Annotated in this window: 19 protein-coding genes; 18 read left to right on the forward strand and 1 reads right to left on the reverse strand. The window is 64.0% G+C overall.

Translation table 11 applies throughout. The features are described 5' to 3' along the window. Positions 1 to 81 precede the first annotated feature (81 nt). The 9 genes from BJG93_RS28820 (at position 82) to BJG93_RS28860 (ending at position 8,461) form a co-directional block, all read left to right on the forward strand. Positions 82 to 1,173, forward strand: a complete 1,092-nt coding sequence (locus tag BJG93_RS28820; RefSeq protein ID WP_027194660.1) for a LacI family DNA-binding transcriptional regulator — start codon at positions 82 to 84, stop codon at positions 1,171 to 1,173. A 140-nt stretch (positions 1,174 to 1,313) separates the two neighbouring features. After that, positions 1,314 to 2,561 (forward strand): ABC transporter substrate-binding protein, encoded by a 1,248-nt coding sequence (locus BJG93_RS28825; RefSeq protein ID WP_027194661.1) that lies wholly within the window; start codon positions 1,314 to 1,316, stop codon positions 2,559 to 2,561. Positions 2,562 to 2,689: 128 nt separating this feature from the next. Next, a complete protein-coding gene (locus tag BJG93_RS28830; RefSeq protein WP_027194662.1) occupies positions 2,690 to 3,724 on the forward strand; it encodes a carbohydrate ABC transporter permease in 1,035 nt (344 codons plus the stop codon). Next, positions 3,721 to 4,551, forward strand: coding sequence for a carbohydrate ABC transporter permease (locus tag BJG93_RS28835; protein ID WP_027194663.1), 831 nt, complete (start codon positions 3,721 to 3,723; stop codon positions 4,549 to 4,551). Before BJG93_RS28830 ends, BJG93_RS28835 begins: the two co-directional genes overlap by 4 nt. Positions 4,552 to 4,610: 59 nt before the next feature. Further along, positions 4,611 to 5,948 carry a GH1 family beta-glucosidase gene (locus BJG93_RS28840; RefSeq protein ID WP_027194664.1) on the forward strand — a complete coding sequence of 446 codons (1,338 nt, stop codon included), beginning with the start codon at positions 4,611 to 4,613 and terminating at the stop codon, positions 5,946 to 5,948. Between the two features lie 112 nt (positions 5,949 to 6,060). Next, complete coding sequence (locus BJG93_RS28845) at positions 6,061 to 7,191, forward strand: ABC transporter ATP-binding protein (RefSeq protein ID WP_027194665.1); 1,131 nt, start codon at positions 6,061 to 6,063, stop codon at positions 7,189 to 7,191. A 50-nt stretch (positions 7,192 to 7,241) separates the two neighbouring features. Beyond that, positions 7,242 to 7,481 (forward strand): hypothetical protein, encoded by a 240-nt coding sequence (locus BJG93_RS28850; protein ID WP_154671703.1) that lies wholly within the window; start codon positions 7,242 to 7,244, stop codon positions 7,479 to 7,481. A gap of 360 nt (positions 7,482 to 7,841) precedes the next feature. Beyond that, positions 7,842 to 8,072 carry a type II toxin-antitoxin system Phd/YefM family antitoxin gene (locus BJG93_RS28855; RefSeq protein ID WP_027194667.1) on the forward strand — a complete coding sequence of 77 codons (231 nt, stop codon included), beginning with the start codon at positions 7,842 to 7,844 and terminating at the stop codon, positions 8,070 to 8,072. Further along, positions 8,072 to 8,461: a type II toxin-antitoxin system VapC family toxin gene (locus BJG93_RS28860; RefSeq protein ID WP_027194668.1), complete on the forward strand. Its 390-nt coding sequence runs from the start codon at positions 8,072 to 8,074 to the stop codon at positions 8,459 to 8,461. Before BJG93_RS28855 ends, BJG93_RS28860 begins: the two co-directional genes overlap by 1 nt. Here BJG93_RS28860 and BJG93_RS28865 read toward each other — a convergent pair. Then, positions 8,440 to 9,489: a LacI family DNA-binding transcriptional regulator gene (locus tag BJG93_RS28865; RefSeq protein WP_027194669.1), complete on the reverse strand. Its 1,050-nt coding sequence runs from the start codon at positions 9,487 to 9,489 to the stop codon at positions 8,440 to 8,442. The two genes, BJG93_RS28860 and BJG93_RS28865, sit on opposite strands and share 22 nt — an antisense overlap. Before the next feature lie 270 nt (positions 9,490 to 9,759). Here BJG93_RS28865 and BJG93_RS28870 point away from each other — a divergent pair, with 270 nt between their 5' ends. The 9 genes from BJG93_RS28870 (at position 9,760) to BJG93_RS28910 (ending at position 22,430) form a co-directional block, all read left to right on the forward strand. Beyond that, a complete protein-coding gene (locus BJG93_RS28870; protein ID WP_034477531.1) occupies positions 9,760 to 11,055 on the forward strand; it encodes an extracellular solute-binding protein in 1,296 nt (431 codons plus the stop codon). Positions 11,056 to 11,184: 129 nt separating this feature from the next. Continuing rightward, the gene (locus BJG93_RS28875; RefSeq protein WP_034477533.1) at positions 11,185 to 12,033 is read left to right on the forward strand and encodes a carbohydrate ABC transporter permease; all 849 of its coding nucleotides are present in this window, start codon (positions 11,185 to 11,187) and stop codon (positions 12,031 to 12,033) included. A 3-nt stretch (positions 12,034 to 12,036) separates the two neighbouring features. Next, the gene (locus BJG93_RS28880) at positions 12,037 to 12,867 is read left to right on the forward strand and encodes a carbohydrate ABC transporter permease (protein WP_027194672.1); all 831 of its coding nucleotides are present in this window, start codon (positions 12,037 to 12,039) and stop codon (positions 12,865 to 12,867) included. A gap of 69 nt (positions 12,868 to 12,936) precedes the next feature. Further along, on the forward strand, positions 12,937 to 14,067 hold the full coding sequence (locus BJG93_RS28885; protein ID WP_027194673.1) for an ABC transporter ATP-binding protein: 1,131 nt from the start codon (positions 12,937 to 12,939) through the stop codon (positions 14,065 to 14,067). A 197-nt stretch (positions 14,068 to 14,264) separates the two neighbouring features. Continuing rightward, positions 14,265 to 16,667 carry a glycoside hydrolase family 3 N-terminal domain-containing protein gene (locus tag BJG93_RS28890; RefSeq protein WP_027194674.1) on the forward strand — a complete coding sequence of 801 codons (2,403 nt, stop codon included), beginning with the start codon at positions 14,265 to 14,267 and terminating at the stop codon, positions 16,665 to 16,667. 64 nt (positions 16,668 to 16,731) lie between these two features. Next, positions 16,732 to 17,499, forward strand: coding sequence for an SDR family NAD(P)-dependent oxidoreductase (locus BJG93_RS28895; protein ID WP_027194675.1), 768 nt, complete (start codon positions 16,732 to 16,734; stop codon positions 17,497 to 17,499). Continuing rightward, the gene (locus tag BJG93_RS28900) at positions 17,496 to 18,380 is read left to right on the forward strand and encodes an SMP-30/gluconolactonase/LRE family protein (RefSeq protein WP_027194676.1); all 885 of its coding nucleotides are present in this window, start codon (positions 17,496 to 17,498) and stop codon (positions 18,378 to 18,380) included. Before BJG93_RS28895 ends, BJG93_RS28900 begins: the two co-directional genes overlap by 4 nt. 164 nt (positions 18,381 to 18,544) lie before the next feature. Next, entirely contained in the window at positions 18,545 to 19,540 is a 996-nt protein-coding gene (locus BJG93_RS28905) for a LacI family DNA-binding transcriptional regulator (RefSeq protein WP_034477536.1), read from the forward strand. 277 nt (positions 19,541 to 19,817) lie between these two features. Beyond that, positions 19,818 to 22,430 carry a PAS domain-containing hybrid sensor histidine kinase/response regulator gene (locus tag BJG93_RS28910; protein ID WP_027194678.1) on the forward strand — a complete coding sequence of 871 codons (2,613 nt, stop codon included), beginning with the start codon at positions 19,818 to 19,820 and terminating at the stop codon, positions 22,428 to 22,430. The last annotated feature ends 71 nt before the right edge of the window (positions 22,431 to 22,501 follow it).

The raw sequence follows: 22,501 nt of genomic DNA on the forward strand, positions 1-22,501 counted from the left end.
CGTCTTTTCGAATTCATCACCGGACGTAGCGCGCTTGCTCATATTTGAAAGCGCTTTCAACAGCGGATTCAGGCAGAACTCATGACCGACGACGGCTCAAACGACAAACCCGGTGCGCCCAAGGTACCCAACGTACCGGTTGCGCCCAACGTGACGCTCGAAGCCATCGCGCGCGCGGCCGGCGTTTCTCCGAGCACCGTATCGCGGATCCTGAACGGTTCTGCGCGCGTGCTTCCCGCCAAGCAGCAGGCGGTGGAAGAGGCGATCGCACGTTTCAACTATCGGCCCAACGTGCTCGCGCGCAGTCTCGCGAGTGGTCGGACCGAAACGATCGGGGTACTGACGCAGGCGGTGTCGAGCCCGTTTTACGCCGAGTGGCTGCGCGGCATCGAAGAGGCGCTGTACGAACCGGGATTTACGCCGATTTTCGTCAGCAGCCGCTGGAACGTCGCCGAAGAAAAGGCACGCCTCGAACAGTTCATCGCGCGGCGCGTCGACGGCATCATCCTGCTGCACGCGCAACTCGATGAGCCGACGTTGACCGACTATTCGCGGCATGCGCCGATGCTCGTGCTGGGCCGCTCGGTGCAAAACAGCGCGACCCTCGCGGGCCTGCCGATCGACAACATGCAGGGCGCGCGCGACGCGACCCGTCACCTGATCGAGCAAGGCCATCGCGAGATCGCGTTCATCGCCGGGCCGGCCAGTCACGAGGATGCGATCGAGCGTCTGGAGGGCTACCGGGCGGCGCTAGAGGAAGCGGGCATCGGCTTCGATGCCGATCTCGTCGAGCAGGGCGACTACCTGGAAACCGGCGGCGCCGCCGCGATGGAGCGTTTGATGGCCCGCCATCCGTCGTTCAGCGCGGTGTTCTGCGCGAACGATCAGACCGCGTACGGCGCGCGGCTCGCGATGTTCCGCCGCGGCGTGCGGGTGCCGGACGACGTGTCGCTGGTCGGTTTCGACGATCTGCCGACTTCGTCGTACATGACGCCGCCTTTGACGACGGTCCGCCAGCCGACTTATGAAATCGGCCGCCTCGCCGCGCAGGGCATCGTGCAGATGATCCGCAAGCAGTCGATCGCGCTCAGTCCGATCCCGCTCACGCTTGTGACACGCGAAACGACGCGACGAATAACGCCGCCGGTCAAGCGCGGAGATACGCGTACGTAGCGGCTATTTTTTTGCCTTGGCGTGAAAGCGCTTTCAGGCAGCAGCAAGCAAAGCAGCAACAAAAGACAACAGGGGAAGTAGGTCGCAGCAACCGGGTAGTCATCGAATGCAATTCAAACAGGTTCTTTAGGAGACGAGTAATGAAATTCCGCTTTTCAGGCTCTGCCGCCGCCGTTCTGCTCAGCCTGGCCGCAGCCGGCGCGCACGCCAACACCACGTTGACGGTCGCGGTCTTTCCGAAGCTGGATCAGGAAATCAAGGACGCGCTTCCGGCGTGGAAAAAGCTGCATCCGGACGTCGACATCAAGGTGTCGTCGCTCGCGATCGCCGATCATCACAACGCGATGACCACCGCGCTCGCGACGAGCTCCGATCTGCCCGACGTGATGGCGGTCGAGGTCGGCTTTATCGGCCGCTTCGCCGCGGGCGGCGGTCTCGAGGATCTGTCGAAGGCGCCGTACAACGCGGGCCAGTACAAGAGCCAGTTCATCAACTACACGTTCGCACAGGCGACCACGCAGGATGGCACGATCGTCGGCATGCCGGCCGATATCGGCCCGGGCACGCTGTTCTATCGCAAGGACATTCTCGACAAGGCGGGCGTGACCGAAGCCGACCTGACGAAGTCGTGGGACTCGTATCTGGCGGCCGGCGCGAAGATCAAGAAGGCGACGGGCGCGTACCTGATGGCATCGTCGCGCGATATCGAGGACATCTACATTCGCGCCGACCTGAAGGAAGGCGATGGCGTGTACTTCGACAAGGCCGGCAATCCGGTCGTCACGTCGCCGCGATTCGTGAAGGCGTTCGAGCTCGCGAAGAAAGCGCGCGACCTGGGTCTCGACGCGAAGATCACGCCGTGGTCGAACGAATGGGCCGAGAGCTTCAAGCGCGGCACCGTCGCGACGCAGATGATGGGCGCGTGGCTCGGCGGCCACCTGTCGTCATGGATCGCACCGGACACGAAGGGCCTGTGGCGCGCGACCAATCTGCCGAACAACGCGTACGCATCGTTCGGCGGCACGTTCTACGCGATTCCGGCAAAGGCGACGCAAAAGCCGATGTCGTGGGAATTCATCAAGTTCCTGACCACGCGCCAGGACACGCAGCTCGCGTCGTTCCGTTCGATCGACGCATTCCCCGCGCTGCTCGCCGCGCAAAACGATTCGTTCTTCGCGGAGCCGGTCGCATTCCTCGGCAACGAGAAGGCGCGTCTGATCTGGCGCGATGCGGCCTCGCACATTCCGGCGATCCAGCGTAGCAAATACGACCAGGTCGCCGAGGAAGCGGTGCACTCGGCGCTCGACAAGGTCGTCGACGACGGCGAAGACGTGCATACCGCGCTGCAGGAAGCACAGGACCAGATCGCGCATCGGGTCCGCCGTTAAACGTTGTTGATGCAAGGCCGCGGCGCGCTGCACGCCGCGACCGGTGTGTGCCGCAGTGCGCTGAAGTCTGCTGCAAACAGCGTGGCCGGTCATCGACCGCGGCCACGCCCGACTGGACGGAATCATTGATGAACACTCCTCTGCCCACGACCGAAGAGGTCACCCGCGAGGCGCGCGCGAGCGATGTGCCGAGCTCGCCCGCGCCGTTCGTCGCGCCGCGCAAAACGTCGCGGCTCGACCCGGTAAAGCTCGCGCCCTACCTGTTTCTCGGCCCGTTTTTCCTGCTGTTCGCGCTGTTCATGGCGTTCCCGCTGCTGTTTTCGCTGTACCTGTCGTTCCAGAGCTGGGATGCGACGGCGGGGCTCGCCAGCATGAAGTGGGTGGGTCTGTCGAATTTCACGTTCACACTGACCGACCCGTGGTACTGGAAATCGCTGTACAACACCGCATCGATGGCGGTCATGTCCGGCGTGCCGCAGCATCTGGTGGCGCTGCCGCTCGCGTTCTTTCTGCAAACCGCGTTTCGCCGCTGGCGCAATCTGGTGGTCGGGCTGTACTTCCTGCCGTTCATCACGTCGAGCGTCGCAATCGCGCTGATCTTCTCGTCGCTGTATTCGACCGACTTCGGCATGATCAACCTCGCGATCGCTGAGCTCGGCAAGCTGCCCGGCTTGCACTGGATCGTCCCCGCGCATCCGATCGAGTGGCTGTATAACCCGAAGAACGTCAAGCCGGCGGTGTCGGTGGTGATCTTCTGGCGGTACGTCGGCTGGAACACGGTGCTGTATCTGTCGGCGCTGCAAACCATTCCGAAGGATTTGTACGAGGCCGCGCGCATCGACGGCGCGAACGGCTGGCAGCAGTTCACGCGCATCACGATTCCGCTGATCAAGCCGATGATTTTCTTCGCGGTCACGCTGTCGATCATCGGTGGGCTGCAACTGTTCGAAGAGCCGTTCATCCTGCTGCCGAACGAAGGCATGGGTACGAGCCAGTCCGGTTTGACGACGGCCGTCTATATGTATCGCACCGCATTCCACGACGGGGATTTCGGCACCGCCAGTTCGATCGCATGGCTGCTGTTCATTTCGATCGGCGCGTTGATGTGGTTGAACACACGCATCTTTCACCGCAGCGGCATGAACGAGGAGACACAGCGATGAAATCGTCGAACAACAACGGCCGTTATATCGGCTACGCGGTCGTGCTGACGGGTGCGCTGCTGATGTTCTCGCCGTTCTACTTCATGTTCGTGTTCGCGACGCACACGAGCTCCGAGATCTTCTCGATGCCGCCGCCGCTGTGGTTCGGCAGCGCGTTTCTCGACAACATGGCCTCGCTGATGCGGCATATTCCGTTCTGGCGCAATCTCGGCTGGAGCTTCTATACGGCGGCGATGCAGACCGTGCTGACGCTGCTGGTCACGTCGATGGCAGGCTACGCGTTCGCGATGTACGAGTTCCGCTTCAAGAAGACGCTGTTCGCGATCGCGCTGACCGCGATGCTGGTACCGCCGTTTCTCAGCATGATTCCGACCTTCATGACGATGAACCTGCTCGGCTGGATCGATCAGCCGCGCGCGCTGTACGTGCCGGGCGCTGCCGCCGCCCTCGGCGTGTTCCTGATGCGCCAGTACGTCGCGGCGGCGATTCCGTCCGAGCTGATCGAGGCGGCGCGCATCGACGGCTGCGGCGAGTTCCGCATCTACTGGAGCATCGTGATGCCGCTGCTGGGACCGGCGCTGGGCACGCTCGGGCTGATCAGCTTCATTCAGGCGTGGAACAACTTTCTGTCGGCGCTCGTCGTGCTGCGTTCGCCGTCGATGTACACGCTGCCGCTCGCGCTGCGCATTCTGCAAAGCCCGACCAATTCGGATTGGGGCGCGGTGATGGCGGGCTCCGCGGTCGCGGTGCTGCCGCTGCTGGTGCTGTTCGCGTTCACCTCGCGGCGTTTGATCGACGGACTGACGACCGGCGCGGTCAAGGCTTGAGATCCATTCATTCATTTTTCACGCCCTCGCGGGCATGACCATTCAGGACAACATCATCTATGTCGGCGTATCGATTCAACGAAGACTTCGTCTGGGGCGTCGCTACCAGTTCCTACCAGATCGAAGGCGCAGCGCATGAGGACGGTCGCGGCGCGTCGATCTGGGACGCGTTCTGCAAGGTGCCGGGCAAGGTCGTGAACGGCGAGAACGGCGATGTCGCGTGCGATCACTATCACCTCGTCGAAGAAGATCTCGATCTGATGGCCGAACTCGGCGTCAAGGCTTACCGCTTTTCGATCGCCTGGCCGCGCGTGCAGCCGACTGGGCACGGCGCATTCAACGACCGGGGCCTCGCGTTTTACGAGCGCCTCGTCGATGGTTTGCTCGCGCGCGACATCCAGCCGTTTGCGACCCTGTATCACTGGGATCTGCCGTTGTCGCTGCAGCAGGTGCAAAACGGCTGGGAAAGCCGCGACACCGCTTATCGGTTCGCAGACTACGCGCGCAAGATCGGCAGCGTGCTCGGCGATCGCGTCGCATCCATTACGACGCACAACGAGCCGTGGTGCACGGCGTGGCTCGGCAACGCAACCGGCTATTTCGCGCCGGGCAACGCCGATCTGAAGAAAGCCGCGCACGTCGCGCACCATCTGCTGCTGTCGCACGGCCTGGCGTTGCAGGCGTTGCGCGCCGATGGCGTGAAGGCGCCGCTCGGCATCGTATTGAACCAGTCGCCGGCGCATGGGGCGACGGATTCGGCGGAAGATCTTGCGGCCGCGTCGCTCGAATACGCGAAGTTCGTGCGCTGGTACATGGACCCGCTGTTCAAGGGCGAATACCCGGCCGAGGCGCTGCAATGGTATGGCGCGAACGGTCCGCAAGACGTGATCCTGGAGGGCGACTTCGATGTGATCCGCACGCCGATGGATTTCCTCGGCATCAACTACTACACGCGGATCTTTGCGAGCGCATCGGGCGAGAAGCGTCCGCCGGGCGCGCTCGGCTTCACCGACATGGATTGGGAAGTCTATCCGCAAGGCCTCACCGAGTTGCTGACGCGCATCAACGCCGACTACAAGCTGCCGCCGATCTACATCACCGAGAACGGCTGCGCTACCAAGGACGTGCTCGCTAACGGCCGGGTGCACGACGCCGAGCGCGTGCGCTTCTACGACCTGCATCTCGCCGCGCTGTCGGACGCGGTGCAACAGGGCGTCGACGTGGCCGGCTATTTCGCCTGGAGCCTGATGGACAACTTCGAATGGGCGTCGGGCTACGACAAGCGCTTCGGCATGGTCCATGTCGACTACGCGAGCCAGCAGCGCACGCTGAAGGACAGCGCGTTGTGGTACCGCGACGTGATCGCGCAACACGCCGGCGTCGCGGCCGCGCGCTGAGGCGCGCGCACGGCGTCGGACGCACCGAACCTCGCGCGGCGCGACAGTAGTGGGGGCAGTGGGATAGCGTCGCGCGGGGTCTGCAAGTACAAGGATTGAGGAGGAGGTATCAATGGGCGAACTCGTATTGCACAACGTCACGAAGACGTACGGCGAAGGACCGCAGGTGATCCAGGGCATCGACCTGCACATCCCCGACGGTCAGTTCACGGTGTTCGTGGGGCCGTCCGGCTGCGGCAAATCGACGATGCTGCGCATGATCGCCGGGCTCGAGTCGGTGAGCGGCGGCGACATTCTGATCGACGGCGTACGCGTCAATGATCTGCAGCCCGTGGACCGCGGCATTTCGATGGTGTTCCAGAGCTACGCGCTCTACCCGCACATGACGGTCGCGGAAAACATGGGCTTTTCGCTGAAGCTGTCGGGTAAGTCGAAACGCGACGTGCGCGAAGCGGTGGGCCGTGCCGCCGAGATCCTGCAGATCACGCATCTGCTCGAGCGCAAACCGAGGGCGCTGTCGGGCGGCCAGCGCCAGCGTGTCGCGATCGGACGGGCGATCGTGCGCAAGCCGCGTGTGTTCCTGTTCGACGAACCGTTGTCGAATCTCGATGCGGCGCTGCGCGTGCAGATGCGTATCGAGCTTGCGAAGCTGCATCGCGAACTCGGCACGACGATGATCTACGTCACGCACGACCAGGTCGAGGCGATGACGCTCGGCCAGCAGATCGTCGTGTTCAACAAAGGCCGCATCGAACAGACCGGCGCGCCGCTCGATCTATACGAGCGGCCCGCGAACCGCTTCGTCGGCGGCTTCATCGGCTCGCCGCAGATGAACATGCTGGCTGCGACGCTGGAGTCGCAAAGCGATGCGCAAGCCGTCGTGACGCTCGCCGGCGCGAGCCAGCGCATCGAGCTGCCCGGCCGGCTGGCGCAGCCGATCGGCGGCGAGCTGACGCTCGGGGTGCGCGCCGAGCATCTGGGCATCGGCTCGCTTGACGAAGGACTCGCCGCGCGGGTCGAACTGGTCGAGCATCTGGGCGACGTGTCGATTTTGCATGCGCGACTCGACGGGATGGCGCACGCGATCGCGCTGAAGCTCGACAAGAAGGACGCGCAGCACGCGGTCGGCGCGCGCGTAGGAATCAAGGTGGCGTCGTCGGCGGTCACGCTGTTCGATGCAAACGGCGATGCGGTGTCCGTCGAGCGACCTGAAGTCGGCGAAGACGTCGACGCAGTGGTTTGACAGGTCGATGCCGACGAGCGAGCAACGGTACACCGATGGCGGACAGCGCGATGGAGAAAAAAGGAGCGAAGCAGGACGGCGAGGCCATGGCGAGCGGCGCGTCCGAGCACCGATACAGCGGCACGCCTGGTGAAACGGCCGCTGCCGCGCGGCGCGGGCAACCGGCTACCGAACGGGAGCCACAGCAGCGGCGCGCGCCGAAGAAGCGGCGCGAATCGCTACATACGTGGATCGTGCATTTCGATGCGGAACGTTCAGCGAGGCCGCCTGCATCGAACGAAGAAAAGTGACGCAAATTTAGCGCGTTGAGTTGGGCGCTCGGATAGTGTTTCGGAGCCTAGGTAAACTCCGCATGGCGGCGGGGAACCTGCGCCATTAACATCCGCTAACGTTAAGGGTAACGTTCACGATGTTTTGCGCCTATTCGAAGACCTAAAAGCACGCGGGGCAAGCATTGGAACCCAAGACGCGCCGCAGTGCCGCCGCGAGTACGACCGAAGCCCGAGGGGGCACCTGGCAGTACGGTGGCAAGCAACGACTGGGAGCAGATCGATAAAGAATGTCGGGCCACGCATCGGGAACGTTCGCATGCGGACGCACCGGCCCGATACAAAAAATAACCGTTGGAATTGTGATGGGTGGAGAGCGTCATGGAAAAGAGAGTATCTAAAGCCATTTTCAAGTCCCGGGCCTGCGAGCTGTTCCGTCAGGTCGAGGCATTGGGCGAAACCGTGGTCGTTACCGACCGCGGACAACCCACCATCGAAATCCGGCCGTATCGCAGCAAGCAGGAGAATCCGCTCGAGCTGCTGCGCGCGTCGATCACGCATTTCAATCTGAAACACGCATTGCAGCCGGTCGCGGCCGAGCGGGACGACTGATGATCACCCTGGATACGCTTGCGCTCGTGTGCTGGCTCGGCAGGCAGAAAGCGCTGAGCCAGGCCGCGCACGATGCGATCGATCGGGAACTCGCCGGCGGCGAGATCCTGATCTCGGCGATCAGCGCGTTCGAAATCGCGGAGTTCGTGAAGATGGGCTGTCTCGGGCTGTCGATGGACGCGCGCAGCTGGATGTCGACGTTTCTGTCGCTCGACGGCGTGCGGATGATTCCGGTCGACGCCGAGATCGCGTTTCGCGCGGCCACGCTGCCGCCCGCGCTCGCCTTGCATCAACGTTTGATCGTCGCGACCGCGCGCACGCATGGCGGCGCGCTCGTGACTTCGGATGCGAAGGTGCGCGCCTCGACTTACGTCGAAACGATCTGGTGACGGCCGCGGCGCTGCTTCGTGCGGACCGGGCCGGTGGAATCGCGCACCACCAGTTCCGCCGGCAGCGTGATGCGCTGCGAGGCGGCGTCGATCCCGGCGATCTGCGCGAGCAGCGTGTTGACCGCCGAGCGCGCCATTTGCTGGAACGGCTGGCGGATCGTGGTGAGCGCCGGGTGAAACTGCTCGGACATCGGGATGTCGTCGAAGCCGATCACTGAGATGTCGTCCGGCACGCGCAGGCCGGCTTCGCGGATTGCGGCGATCACGCCGAACGCGCTCTGGTCGTTGGCCGTGAAGATCGCGGTGGGCGGCTCGGCGAGGTTCAGCAAGTCGAACGTGACGTCGAACGCCATCATTTGCGACAGGTCGCCCGCGGCGACCAGCGCATCTTCGCGCGGCAGGCCCAGGCGAGCCAGCGTGTCGCGATAGCCGCGTTGCCGGTCGCGCACGCCTTCGATGGTCTCGTCGCCTGCCAGAAACGCGATGCGCTTGTGGCCGAGCTCCGCCAGGTGCTCGACCGCGAGACAGGCGCCGCCGTAGTTGTCGACCGACACCGACGGAAAGCCCGTCAGCGTGCCGCGCTGATCGACCACGACGACCGGCACCTTCGCGGTGGCGAGCGCTTCGAGGCACAGCGACTCGCGCGGCAGAATGGCGAGGATGCCGTCGGAGAATTGCTGGATGAGCCCAAGCAGGTCGTGATGCGTATGACGGTCTTCGTCGAACACCGTGTAGACCAGCATTTCGCAGCCCGCGCCGCGCGCCGCGCGGCCCGCGCCCAGAATCAGCTCGCTGGAGAATTGCGTGTCGAGGGTCGGCGTGATGATGCCGATGATGCCGTTGCGGCCACCCGACAGTTTCTGCGCGGTGCGGTTGACGACGTAACCGATGTCCGACGCGATTCTCAGTACCTCGTCGCGGGTTTCGCGCGACACGCCGGAACGGCCGTTGAGGGCGCGCGACGCGGTCATCTGAGAGACCCCGGCAAGCTTGGCGACGTGCTCGAGCGTGGGGGTTTGCCTTGCCATGCGGGTCGAAGGTGTGCGAGAGCTCATTAGATTGTCCGACTCGCCGTTACGTTAGCGATACCGTTTATGTAGTCACTATTCTAGCAGAACCCGTTATATTTCAGCTTTGCCATAATCGGTAGTTCTGTGCGGCAGTTTGCGTCGCAGTGCGCCGGGACCAGGTAAAATCCCCCATAGCCTTACTTCATGCACGAGCCTAACATCCACTAACGTTAAGGCTAACGTTACGTTTCGGCGATTTCTTAAAAATCTAGAAGAGGGGACACACACATGGCGTTTCCGGCTTTGTTTAAAGCGCGGTCCATCATCGGCGCCACGGCGCTGCTATTTTCGTTGTCTGCAGTCGTCTCGAACGCCGTAGCGGCGGAATCCAAAACGATCACGGTATGGGACCAGCAGACCAACGCGTCGTCCAGCAAGATCATTCGCGACGCGTCGGATCGCTTCGAAAAGGCGGTCCCGGGCTACAAGGTCGAGAATTCGCACGTCCTGAACGAGGCATACAAGACGAAGCTGAAGGTCGCGTTCGGCGCGAACCAGCCGCCGTGCGTGTTCGAGAACTGGGGCGGCGGCGGCTTGCACGAGTACGTGAAATCCGGCCAGATCGCCGACCTCACGCCGTACCTGGACAAGGATCCGGCGTATCGCAGCCGCTTCATGCAAGCGTCGTGGAACGTCACGACCTTCGACGGTAAGACCTACGGTGTTGCCGCCGAAAACGCGGCGGCCGCGGTGATCTTCTACAACAAGGAAGTCTTCAAGAAGTACGGCATCGCGCCGCCCAAGACGTGGGATGAACTGATGCACGTCGTCGAGGTGCTGAAGTCGCACGGTGTTGCAGCGTTCTCGCTCGCGAACAAGAACAAGTGGACCGGTTCGATGTACTACATGTACCTGGTCGACCGTATCGGTGGTCCGCAAGTCGTGAAGGACGCGATCGAGGGCAAGGGCAAGGGCTTCGAAGATCCGGCGTTCGTCGAAGCCGGCAAGCGCATTCAGGAACTCGTGAAGGCCGGCGCGTTCGCGCCGGGCATCAACGGTCTCGATTACGACTCGGGCGCATCGCGCCGCCTGCTGTACACGGGCAAGGCTGCGATGGAGCTGATGGGCGCCTGGGAAGCTTCGACGATCGCGAACGAAAATCCGGGATTCTCGAAGGATCTCGACTTCTTCGCGTTCCCCAGCGTGCCGGGTGGCAAGGGCGATCCGCGCGACCTGATCGGCACCGTTGGCGATGGCTTCCTCAGCATCTCGACCGAGTGCAAGACGCCGGAAGCAGCGTTCAAACTGATCCAGGCACTGACCGACGAGCAGGCGATGCAGGCTCGCGCGTCAGATGACCACAAGCTCCCGCCGGTCAATAACGTCAAGATCGACGATCCGTTCACGCAGCGTCTGCAGAAACTGCTCGCCGCGGCTCCGAGCGTGCAGCTCTGGTACGACCAGGCACTGCCGCCGGCCCTCGGTGAATTGCACAAGGACACGACGCAGCAACTGTTCGGTCTGTCGCTGACGCCTGAGGCTGCTGCGCAGCAAATGGAAGCCGCTTCGAAGAAGGGCGGTTGATCTCCAGTCCCAAAGAAAAGTCCGACCGGCACCGTGAGGTGCCGGTCGGCATACAAGCCCGTGAATATCGCACTTTCCGCTACACCCGAACGCCGGCTGAGATTCTCATCGCAAACGCTCGCCACGGCTGTGTTTCTTGCGCCGTCGCTGCTGCTGCTGGCCGTGTTCCTGCTTTATCCGCTCGTCTCCAGTCTGCGGCTGTCGCTGCTCGACTGGAACGGCCTCGGCAACACTGCCCGTTATGTCGGGCTCGCGAACTGGGGTCGGCTCGCGCACGACGCGGTGTTCTGGCAATCGCTGAAGAACAACGTCGTTCTTGCTGTCGCGTCGATCGTCATCCAGCTTCCCATCGCGCTCGCGCTCGCCGTGCTGCTGGAAAAAGCCGGCCGTGGCTCGCGCGTGCTCAAGGTTCTCTATTTCCTGCCGCTGCTGATGTCGAGCGTGGCGATCGGGGTGCTGTTCAAGCAAATCTACGATCCGAATTTCGGTCCGCTCAACGTCGCGTTGCAGGCATTCGGGCTTGATGGGATCGCCAAGGACTGGCTGGGCGATCCGCATTTTTCGCTGGGCGCGACCATCGCCGTGATCATCTGGCAGAACGCACCTTTCTACATGATTCTGTTCCTCGCCGGTCTGTCGTCGATGCCGGCCGAGGTCAACGAGGCTGCCCTGCTGGACGGCGCTTCCGAGTGGACCATTTTCTGGCGCATCAAGCTGCCGCACCTGCAAGGCACGGTGCGCACGGCTGTGCTGCTGTCCGTGCTCGGCTCGCTGCGTTACTTCGATCTCGTCTTCGTCATGACCGGTGGCGGGCCCGAAGGCTCGTCCGAGGTGATGGCCACTTACATGTATCGCACGGTGTTCAGTTCGTTCCAGCTTGGGTACGGCAGCACCATCGGCTCGGCGATGTTCCTGATCGTCATCACGGTGGCGGCGGTATCGATGTACTTCACCCGCCGTTATGCAACCGAGGTCTGAACCATGAACAAGAAACTCCGCTTCCCGCGCGTGGGGATTCCCATGCTGGCTCTGATCTGGCTGGCTGTCACGACGATTCCATTCATCTTCATGGTTGCGTCGAGCTTCAAGAGCCAGGAAGAGACCTTCGCGACTTCCGTCTGGGCGCCGCCGAGCCACCTGTATTGGGGCAATTACACGGCTGTGCTGCAAGGGCCGTTTTTCACGTATCTGCGCAACAGCGTGTTCACGGTCGGCGTGTCGGTGCTGCTGATTGTCATCATCAGTGCGATGGCGGCCTACGCGTTTGCGCGCTTGCGCTTCGCGCTGAACAAGACGCTCTTCGGTCTCGTGGTCGCCGGCATGATCGTGCCGCTGCATGCGACGCTCGTGCCGATCTACCTGCTCACGCGCAACCTCGGTCTTTACGATACCGCGTTCGCGCTGCTCGGCCCTTACGTGGCACTCAGTCTGCCGGTGTCGATCTTCATCCTGACCGAGTTCATGCGCCAGATTCCGCGCGAACTCGAAGAAGCCGCGCAGCTCGACGGCTGCAGTCCGTTCCGCATCTTCTGGCGTATTTTCTTCCCCCTTTCGGCACCGGGGCTCGCCACCGTGGCCATCTTCAACGGCATTGGTCTGTGGAACGAGTTCATCTTCGCGTACATGCTGACGTCGACGGCCGAGCACCGGACGCTGCCGCTCGCGATCTGGGACTTCATGGGGCAATACGCGTCGAACATACCGTCGATGCTGGCTGTCCTCGTGCTCACCTCGTTGCCGCTGATCGTTGGCTATGCGTTCGGTCAGGAGCGCGTGATCAAAGGGATGATGGCCGGCTCGCTCAAGGGCTGATCCGCATCGCAACCACCTCGAATCGTGCCGGCCAGCGCGGCCCGCACACCGAACCTCGCATAAAACGATATGGCAAGCATCTCCCTTACTAACGTACAGAAGTCCTATACGAGCGGCAACGCGGTGATCCGCGACGCCAACCTCGAAGTCGGCAAGGACGAATTCTGCGTGTTCCTCGGACCGTCGGGCTGTGGCAAGTCCACGCTGCTGCGCATGATCGCCGGCCTGGAATCGATCACCGACGGCGAACTGCGCATCGACGGTCAACTGATGAACAACGTCGAACCCGCGAAGCGTCAGGTCGCGATGGTGTTCCAGAACTACGCGCTCTATCCGCATATGAGCGTGTACGAGAACATGGCCTTCGGTCTGCGTCAGGCAAAAATCGATAAGGCCGTCATCGACAGGAAGGTGCGCAGCGCCGCTGCCGCACTGCAACTCGACAGCTACCTCGAACGCCGCCCCGCAGCGCTGTCCGGCGGCCAGCGCCAGCGCGTGGCGATCGGGCGCGCGATCGTGCGCGAGCCGGGCGTGTTCCTGTTCGACGAGCCGCTGTCGAATCTCGACGCCGCGCTGCGCGTGCAGACGCGGACTGAAATCGCCCGTTTGCATCGGGAGTACAACCGCGCGAGCGCGGTGTACGTCACGCACGACCAGATCGAAGCGATGGCGCTCGCCGACAAGATCGTGCTGCTGCACGCCGGCGCGGACATGGAAAAACACGGCAGCATCGCCCAGATCGGCGCGCCGCTCGATCTGTATCACCGGCCGAAGAGCCGTTTCGTCGCGGGCTTCATCGGTTCGCCGAAGATGAACTTCATGCCTGCCACGGTCCTCGCCGTCGACGACAAGGGCATCCAGCTCGAGCTGACGACGGGCGAGCGCGTGCGCGCCGCGGTCGACGGCCGCAGGCAGCGCGTCGGCTCGCAGGTCACGCTCGGTATCCGCCCGGAACACCTCGCGCTGCCGTCGACGCAGCCCGGCGTGCAGGCGATCCGCTGCGCGGTGCGTCTGGTCGAACGGATGGGCGAGCATAGCTACGTGCATCTGGACGGTGGCATCCGCGGCGGCAACGCGATGATCGCCAAACTGCCCGGCGACGGTGGCGTGACGCACGACGAACGCGTCGAGCTGGCGTTTGCGCCGCACGCGTGCCACGTGTTCGACGACAAGGATTTCGCGCTGCCGCGTCTGCACTGATGCGCTTGCGCTCGCGGTGCTTGCACGACGCGAGCAAGCGCGGTCGATCAGCAGGACTGCGAACGGATGAAAGGTGCGTGAAATAACGCGGGATGGCATCCGCGCCGAAGCAGCGCCCTGCCGGACGCTGGTCAGAAACAATGGGTTTGCCGGCGCTTCATGCGCTTCGTACATCAAGATAAAAAAAGGAGTTTTCGATGTTGCTTCGCCAAAGTGAAGTCCCGCTCTACCGCAATCCAGCGGCAGCCGTGGAAGAGCGCGTGGCCGATCTGCTCGCGCGCATGACACTCGACGAAAAGATTGCGCAGCTTCACGCCGCGTGGCTGAAGCTGTCGGCCGATGGCAAGCACCAGGCGCGCAGCATCGATTTCGCGCAGAGCGCCAACCAGATCACGGTCGACGAGATCCTGCAGCATGGCCTCGGTCAGATCACGCGTCCGCTCGGCACGCACACGGTCGATCCGAAGGAAGGCGTGCGCGCGCTCAACGAGCTGCAGCGCAAAATGGTCGAAGACACGCGCCTCGGCATTCCGGTGATGTCGCACGAAGAGTGCCTCGTGGGGCTCATGATCAAGGACGCGACGCTGTTCCCGTCGCCGTTGAACTATGCGGCGACGTGGAATCCGCAACTGGTCGGCGAAGTGGGCACGATCATCGGCGAGCAGGCGCGCTCGATCGGCTGTCACCAGGGGCTCGCGCCGGTGCTCGACGTCTCGCGCGACCCGCGCTGGGGCCGCACGGAGGAGACACTCGGCGAAGACCCGTATCTGGTTGGCGTGCTCGCCTGTCATTACGTGAAGGGCCTGCAAGGCGAACAACGCGATCTGCTCGCGACGCTTAAGCATTTCGTCGGTCATTCGGCGAGCGAAGGCGGCCGCAACCATGCGCCGGTGCACGTCGGCCCACGCGAGTTGAACGACGTGTTCATGCTGCCGTTCGAGATGGCCGTGAAGCTCGCGAACGCGGGCTCGGTGATGCCTGCGTATCATGACGTCGACGGCGTGCCCTGTCATGGCGACCGCGCGCTGCTGCATGACACGCTGCGTGAGAAGTGGGGCTTCGACGGCCTCGTCGTCGCCGATTACGCTGGCGTGGATCTGCTGTTCAGCCATCACGCGGTGGCGCGCGACAGCGCATCGGCCGCGGCCCTCGCGTTCAACTCCGGCCTCGACGTCGAGTTGCCCGGCCACGAGTGCGCGGTGCATCTGAAGGAAGCGCTGGAGCGCAACGAGATCACCGAAGCGACGATCGACAACGCGGTTTCGCGCGTGCTGCGGGTGAAATTTCAGCTCGGCCTGTTCGAGAATCCGTACGTCGATCCCGAGCGCGTCGATGTGAAGAGCGCGGCCGCGGGCGATACCGCGTATCAGGTCGCGCTCGAATCGGCGGTGCTGTTGCGCAACGAAGGCGACGTGCTGCCGCTCGACGCGAACGGCGCGGACAAGATCGCCGTGATCGGCCCGACCGCCGACGATCCGCTCGCGCTGCTCGCTGGCTACAGCTTCCCGGTGCATCTGATCAACAGCGGCGAGCAGTCGACGGCGTGGATCGCGACACCGCTGCGCTCACTGCGCGCGTTGCTCGGCGAGAAGCGCGTGATTCACGCGCAGGGTTGCGACATCATCAAGGAACGCCGCGCGGGTGCGCCGGTGTTCCCGGGCGACGTGTCGCTCGATCTGACCGGCGACGCGCATTGCGACGAGCTGATCAGCAAGGACACCGACGGCATCGCGGCCGCGGTCGATGCCGCGCGGCAAGCGGGCGTGGCGCTCGTGTTCGTCGGCGATCTGGCGGGCCTGTTCCAGTCCGGCACCGTCGGCGAAGGGTCCGATACCGACAGCCTCGATCTGCCGGGCGTGCAGCAAGCGTTGCTCGAAGCGGTGGTCGACAGCGGCACGCCGACGGTCGTCGTGATGACGGGCGGCCGTCCGTACAATCTCGGCGGTCTCGAAGACCGCATCGCCGCGCAAATCATGGCGTTCGCGCCCGGCGAGCGCGGCGCGCAGGCGCTGGCCGATCTGTTGGTGGGTCGCGCCAATTTCAGCGGCCGGCTGCCGCTGTCGGTGCCGAAGAGCGCGGGCGCCGTGCCGTACGTGTATAACCATCGTCTGAAGAGCGCGGGAACGCCGGTTGCGTACCACTTCGGTTGCCGCTATCCGTTCGGCTTCGGCCTCGGCTATACGCGGTTCCGTTATGGCGATCTCGCGCTCGCGCACAGCGAAGTGCCGATCGAAGACGGCACGGTCGAACTGAGCTTCACGGTCGACAACATCGGCGCGCGTGACGGCACCGAGGTCGTGCAGATCTATGTGCGCGACCGGCACGCGTCGGTCGCGCGGCCAGTGCGCGAGCTGAAGGCATTTGCGCGCGTGCCGCTCGCGGCTGGGGCATCGGCGCGTGTGCGCGTGAAGCTGCCGGTCGACATGCTGAACTTCACCGACGGGCGCGCAGAGCGTATCGTCGAGCCCGGTGAATTCGATCTGCTGGTCGGCAGCTCGAGCCGCGACATTCATCTGAGCGGCATGGTCACGGTTGCCGGCTCCGCGACGAGAACGCTCGAACGCGGCTGGCGCATGCTGAGCGAGGTCGCGATAGCATAAGCGGCGGGGCAGGGCGGCGCATGCCGTCCCGCGTGTGTCCTATTCGTAACAAGTGGAATATCTGATGTCGTACGCAATCTATCCGAGCCTGTCGGACAAAACGATCGTCGTGACCGGCGGCGGCGGCGGGATCGGCGCCGCAATGGTCGAAGCCTTCGCGCAGCAGGGCGCGCGCGTGTTCTTCCTCGACGTCGCCGAGCACGATTCGCTCGCGCTGCAGGAAGCGCTTCGCCACGCGAAGCATCCGCCGCTATTCCGTCGCTGCGACCTGAAAAGTGTCGACGCGATCGAAAGCACGTTCGCCGCGATCGTCGATCTCGCGGGTCCGATCGACGTGCTGGTGAACAATGCCGGCAACGACGACCGCCACGAAATCGGCGAATTGACCGCGAGCTACTGGGACGACCGTATCGCGGTGAATCTGCGCCACCAGTTCTTCTGCGCGCAGGCCGCCGCAAACGGCATGCGTCGCGCGGGACGCGGCGTGATCCTGAACCTGGGCTCGGTGTCGTGGCATGTCGCGCTGCCGAACCTCGCGATCTATATGACCGCGAAGGCCGGCATCGAAGGGCTCACGCGCGGTCTCGCGCGCGATCTCGGCGGCGCGGGCATTCGCGTGAACTGCATCATCCCCGGTGCGGTGAAGACACCGCGGCAGATGCAGCTGTGGCAATCGGCGGAGAGCGAAGCGAAGGTCGTCGCGAGTCAGTGTCTGCCGCTGCGCATCGAGCCCGAGCACGTCGCGCGCATGGCGTTGTTCCTCGCATCGGACGACGCGTCGCGCTGCTCCGGCCGCGATTACTTCGTCGACGCAGGGTGGTACGGAGAATGAGCATGCCGGTCCCTGTGTGCGTATGGGCGCTCGGCGCCGAACTGGCCGAAGGGCCGCTGTGGCAGGCCGCCGAAAACGCCGTGTATTTCGTCGATATCAAGGGGCGCCGGATTCATCGGCTGTCCGTCGCGACCGGCGAGCAGCGGACGTGGCAGGCGCCCGACCAGCCCGGTTTTCTGGCGCCGCTCGCGGACTGCACGTTCGTGTGCGGGCTGCCATCCGGCTTGCATCGGTTCGATCCGGTGAGCGGGGAGTTCAGCCGGCTCGTCGACGTCGAACCGCAGCTGCCGGGCAACCGCCTCAACGACGGTTTCGTCGATGCACAGGGACGCCTGTGGTTCGGCTCGATGGATGATGCGGAACAGGCGCCGAGCGGCATGCTGTATCGCGTGAACGAGCAAGGCGCGGCAATCGCGCAGGACGACGACTACGTGATCACGAACGGCCCGGCGATGAGTCCGGACGGCCGCACGCTGTATCACAACGACACGATGCGGCGCGTGGTCTACGCGTTCGACGTCGCCACGGACGGCACGCTGTCGGGCAAGCGCATCTTCGCGGCGATCTCGGGCGACGGCCATCCTGACGGCATGGCGGTCGACGCCGACGGCTTCGTATGGATCGCGCTGTTCGGTGGCTGGCGGATCGAGCGTTACTCGCCCGCGGGCGAACTGGTCGATCAGGTGCCGTTGCCGGTCGCGAACGTGACGAAGCTCGCGTTCGGCGGCGACGATCTGCAAACCGTCTATGTGTCGACCGCATGGAAGGGACTGACGGCGGTCGAGCGGCAGCATCAGCCGCAGGCGGGCGGACTGTTCTCGTTCCGCGCGCCGGTCGCCGGGCAGGCTCAGGCGCGCTGCACGGTGGGTTTCGAGCGCTAAACGACAAAACCAGCGACAAAACCGGCGACAAAACCGCCCGCAAACGCGACCTGACGTTGCCTGGTCGCTCCGCAAGGAGCCGCCCGCTATCATGTGCGTTCCGTGACTTTCGCGCATCCGCCCCGATTCCTATCATGACGTCCACGCCGCCAGTCCCGCCCCGCATGTCCGATGTTGCCGAACGCGCGGGCGTCTCGAAGATGACCGTGTCGCGCGTGCTCGCGGGCGGAAACGTGTCGCAAGCGACCCGCGAGCGCGTGCAGAAAGTCATCGACGAGCTCGGCTACGTCGCCGATGCGGCGGCGGGCGCGCTGTCGTCGGGCCGCTCGGAGTTCGTCGCGGTGCTGGTGCCGTCGCTGTCGAGCTCGAATTTTTCCGACACCGTGCGCGGCCTGAATGCCGCACTGGGTCCGCATGGTCTGCAACTGCTGCTCGGCGACACGGACTACCGTCTGGACCAGGAGGAATTGCTGGTGCGCTCGATGCTGCGCCACCAGCCGCGCTGCGTCGCCTTGACTGGCGGCCGGCACACCGAAGCGACGCGCATGCTGTTGCAGCGCGCCGGCATTCCAGTCGTCGAGATGTGGGATCTGCCCAGCGATCCGATCGATGCGGTCGTCGGCTTTTCGAACTCGGCGGCGGCGCGCGCGATGGTCCGGCATCTGCACGAGCGCGGTTATCGGCGGATCGGCTTTATCGCTGGCGCGAGCGAGCGCGACCGGCGCGGCCACGACCGGATGCGCGGCTACGTCGCCGAAATCAAGGCACTGGGCCTTGGCGAACCGCGCGTGATCCGGCTCGGCGATTCGCCGATCACGATGAGCCATGGCGGACCCGCGATCGGCGCATTGCTCGACACGTGGCCCGATACCGAGGCCGTGATGTGCGTAAGCGACATGTCGGCGTTCGGCGCGATCATGGAGTGTCATCGGCGCGGGCTGTCGGTGCCGGACGACATCGCGATTGCCGGCTTCGGCAACTTCGAGGTGTCGTGGTGCTGTCAACCGAGCATCACGACGGTCTCGGTCGACGCGTACGGCATCGGCCTGCGCGCCGGCGAAACGCTGCTCGCGGCGCTCGCCGAGCGCGAAGCAGGTGATGCGCATCGCCGGAAAGCGGTGAAGATCGATTTCACGGTGATTGCGCGCGACAGCGCGTAGCCGGCGCACCAGCTCTTCCCTTAATTAATGGTCCGGGAACGTCGGTTTCCCGCGACATGGGGTGGGCTGTCTGCTCGCAGAAGCTGCCACGAAGTAGCGCGCGTTGCGTTTGCGTCGAGTCGGATCAATGGGTTCGCGTTATGCTTGCCGCATCAATATGGGCGCGGTAAAACGGCTCACGACGCTTAGACCTAACTCACGAGACCAGCCACACCATGCCGGCAGTGCCAGCGAATCTTCGGCGGCATGTCTGCACGGAGGCCGACGCAAGAACGCCATGCACGATCCTGCTCACTTTCTTCCTTCGTTTGTCTGGCGTGCCGATCGCGACGGTACCATCCGCTACGCCAACCCGTGGACCTCGCGGTATCTCGGCTTTCCCGCCGCTGAGCTCGTCGGGCTGCACTGGAAAACGTTCGTTCATCCCGACGACATCGATCGCGTGCTCGACGCTGTGCGGCAGATGCGAGACGGCACGCTGCTCGGCAATGTCGAGGTGCGTCTGCTGCGCGCCGACGGCGAGTATCGCTGGCACGTGTTGCACCTCCAGGCGGAGCTCGACGCGAATGGCCGCATCGGCAACACGATGGGCGTCGCGACCGACGTCCACGAGGCCCGCCACGCATGGGCGATGTACGAAGCCAGCGAGCGCCGCCTGCAGGCTGCGTTCCAGGGTGCCCGCATGGGTGCATGGGAATGGGACATGAAGAACCGCGTCGTGCGGATGACCTCGCAGCTCGCGGATCTGTACGGATTTCCACCGGGCACCGATGCGATCGCACTATCCGATCTGTGGGACCGGGTCGAGACCGAGTATCGCGACCTGTTCCAGCAGAAGCTCGATGAGGCGCTGCAACATGGCGGACCATTCGAATTCGATTTCCTATTGGACGGCGGATCGAGTTCACCACGCTGGCTGCGCATGCGCGGCCATGCGGAATTCGACGACCAGGGCACGCTTGCGCGCGTCTATGGCGTGAGCTTCGATATCAGCAAGCAGCGCGCAGCCGAAGAGCAGCTCAGTCTCAGCGAGCGGCGTTACCGGGCGCTCGTCCAATCGACAGGCGCACTGGTGTGGTCGGCCGGACCGGACGGCGACATCCGGCCGGCTGGAGACGACTGGAGCCGTTTCACCGGCGACGAGGTAGTCCGTCTCTCCGACTGGGGATGGCTTGACTACGTTCACCCGGACGACCGCGACAGCGCACGGCAGGTCTGGCTCGACGTGCTGCAGCGAGGCACGCCCGGATCGAGCGTGTTCCGCCTGCGGCGTTATGACGGCCAGTACAGGATGGTACTGGCGCAGGCGGCGCCTCTCTTCGACAGCCACGGTAAACTGCAGGAGTGGTTCGGCACGACAACCGACGTGACGGCTCAGTATGAAGCGCAAGCGGCGATCGAAGCGCGCAGCCTGCGTCTGTCCGTCGCGATCCAGGCGGCGCGGCTCAACATCGTCACGCTCGACCTTGCGTCGAGCACGCTATCGTTCGAAGCAGGCGTCGAACCGCCGATAGACGACGGGCTCACCTACGACGAAGCGCTCAGCCGTGTGCACCCGGACGATCGCACGACGCTCGAGCGTTATGTGCACAGCGTGGCCGAAGGCAACGACCCGCGCGCGAACTTCGAATTTCGTTTGCCAAACGCGGGCGGCGAACAATGGATGCAAGGCAGCGCGCTGCTTCAGCGAGGCACGGACGGCAAGCCGCTGCGTATCATCGCCAGCGTGATCGATATCACCGAGCGTAAGCAGCTCGAACTGATGTTGCGCGATACGGACCGCCGCAAGGATGAGTTTCTCGCGATGCTCGCGCACGAGCTGCGCAATCCGCTGGCGCCGCTGCGCACGGCCATCGCGCTGCTCGACAAGCAGCCCGACCCGGCTGTTCGCTCGCAGGAGCTGATCGACCTGATGCGCCGGCAGGTCGAGCACATGACGCGGATCGTCGACGATCTGCTCGAAGTCTCGCGCATCACACATGGGCGCATCGTGCTGCAACTCGAGCCCGTGCTGGTCGGCACAGCCGTCTACCATGCGGTCGAGGCAATCGCGGCGATGGCGGAGGCGCGCCATCAGCAGTTGCACGTGAACGTCAGCGACCCGACCGTCTGGGTAAGCGGCGACATCACGCGGATCTCGCAGATCTTCGTCAACATCCTGAACAATGCGAGCAAGTACACACCGGAAAACGGCCATATCACGGTGACTGTCGAGGCCGACGGCGAATCGGTTCTGATCGTCACGCAAGACACCGGAACGGGCATTTCGGCCGAGCTTCTGCCGAAGGTGTTCGAGCTCTTCTCGCAAGGCGAGCGCACCCTCGATCGATCGAGTGGCGGACTGGGAATCGGATTGTCCCTGGTCAAAAAGCTCGTCGAGATGCACAACGGAACGATCGCGCTGCACAGCGACGGCCCCAATCTCGGCACGACCGTAACGGTCAGGCTGCCACGTCTGCATCACCATGAACGCCATTCGGCCGTAGCGCTTTCGGCGCCTGCGCCGGGGCGCGCGCCGATCGCGTTTCGCTTGCTGGTCGTCGACGACAATCGCGACGCGGCCGATTCGCTCGCGATGCTGTGCGAATCCGAGGGGCATGCCGTCCGTGTCGCCTATTCGTCCGCCGAGGCGCTCGAAGCCGCGCCGCGATTCATGCCGGACGTCGCGTTGCTCGATATCGGATTGCCGGATATCGACGGATACGAACTGGCAAAGCAGCTCCGCCGCAAAGGCGATACCAGGCCACTGCTCATCGCGATTACCGGGTACGGTCAGACGGAAGACAGGCTGCGCGCGCAATCGGCGGGCTTCGACTATCACTTCGTCAAACCGGTCAATATCGACAGCCTGCTGAAGCTGCTTGCGTCGCTGACGAACCCGGCTCCATAACCGGGTAGTCGCAGTCAGTGCATCTCAGGCCAGGCGGTCGTCGTTGGCTGCAGGATCGCGGGAGCCTGCGC

Origin of the sequence: Paraburkholderia sprentiae WSM5005, from assembly GCF_001865575.2 — a bacterium.
In the GTDB taxonomy this organism is placed as follows: domain Bacteria; phylum Pseudomonadota; class Gammaproteobacteria; order Burkholderiales; family Burkholderiaceae; genus Paraburkholderia; species Paraburkholderia sprentiae.